This is a genomic window from Acetonema longum DSM 6540, from assembly GCF_000219125.1.
GTDB classification, from domain to species: Bacteria; Bacillota; Negativicutes; order Sporomusales; family Acetonemataceae; genus Acetonema; species Acetonema longum.
This window is the reverse complement of the sequence record NZ_AFGF01000204.1, coordinates 1-1,244: the sequence shown is the minus strand read 5'-3', so window position 1 is coordinate 1,244 and position 1,244 is coordinate 1. Positions and strand designations below refer to the sequence as shown.

The 1,244-nt window shown below is 47.1% G+C and carries 2 protein-coding genes; both read left to right on the top strand.

The window, feature by feature from the left end:
• Positions 1-64 precede the first annotated feature (64 nt).
• Positions 65-355, top strand: coding sequence for a transposase (locus ALO_RS16660; RefSeq protein ID WP_004098295.1), 291 nt, complete (start codon positions 65-67; stop codon positions 353-355).
• Positions 331-1,230: an IS3 family transposase gene (locus tag ALO_RS16655; protein ID WP_139025433.1), complete on the top strand. Its 900-nt coding sequence runs from the start codon at positions 331-333 to the stop codon at positions 1,228-1,230. Before ALO_RS16660 ends, ALO_RS16655 begins: the two co-directional genes overlap by 25 nt.
• Positions 1,231-1,244: the final 14 nt, after the last annotated feature.

The following is a 1,244-nucleotide window of genomic DNA, read 5'->3' as shown; positions in this document are numbered from 1 at the left end:
TGAACCGTAATGGCTTTTGCGGACAGGGAGAATGGCTGGTACAATAAAGCCAGGAGGTGTCCGAATGAAAGGCCAACGATTCGATGCCACATTTAAAAAAGACATTGTTAAACTTTACTGTAGCGGAGCCCGAACCTGCCCCAGTTTGGCAGCGGAATTAGGAATTCATGAAAATACGGTCTATAAATGGATTCAACAATATAAAAGCGATCCGGAACATGCTTTTCCCGGCTCAGGGAATCTCAAGCCTGATGAAGATGAACTCCGTAAAGCCCAACGGCGCATCAAGGAACTAGAGAATGAAGTCGATATTTTAAAGCAAGCAGCGGTATACTTCGCCAAAAACAGCAAGTAAGATATCAGTTTATCTACCATTACCGCACCCAATATGCTGTTAGCGATTTATGCCGCATTTTGAAGGTATCCAGAAGCGGGTATTACGTCTGGGTGAAAGCCGGTTGCCCGAAAGCCCATGACCGGGATGCTGTCGTAGTAGCTCATATTCGCCAGATTGAACGGGAGCATGATCATAATTATGGTGTTCAAAAGGTCTATGAAGAACTCAATGACAAAGGGATTCTCATCGGGCGCAGCAAAGTACAGCGAATCATGCATGCTCATGGCATCAAAGCCCAAATCAAAAGTAAATACAAGCCCCAAACCACTAAAGCGGACCCGAATGAACAAGCCTTTGACAACCTGGTAAACCAAAACTTCGAAGTTCGAGAAATCAACCAGGTATGGCTGGCCGACATCACCTATATCCGAGTGGGCGGTCAGTGGTGTTATTTAGCTTGTGTCTTGGATTTAGCCAGACGCAAAGTAGTGGGTTGGGCTCTTAGCCACCGCCCTACAGCAGACCTTGCTTGTAAAGCGCTTCGGATGGCCATTGTAAAAGAAAAACCGGCGGAAGGACTCATCCATCACTCTGACCGGGGCAGTCAATATACATCGAACCAGCATAAAGATTTGCTGAAGGAACATAACCTCCTGGGCAGCATGAGCCGCAAAGGCAATCCCTATGATAACGCCCCGATGGAATCTTTCTTCCGGCTTTTAAAAGTCGAGCATGTCAAAAAACGGTCCTTTGCTACGATAGGACAGGCCGCGGCCAGTATCGGGGTCTGGATCAGCTATTACAATACCCAAAGAAGGCATAGTGCCTTGGGCGGTATTTCGCCGCTATCCTACGAGATCAGAAGATACTCGCCATTTCATCTGTCCGCGTAGGTCAATATGGTTCA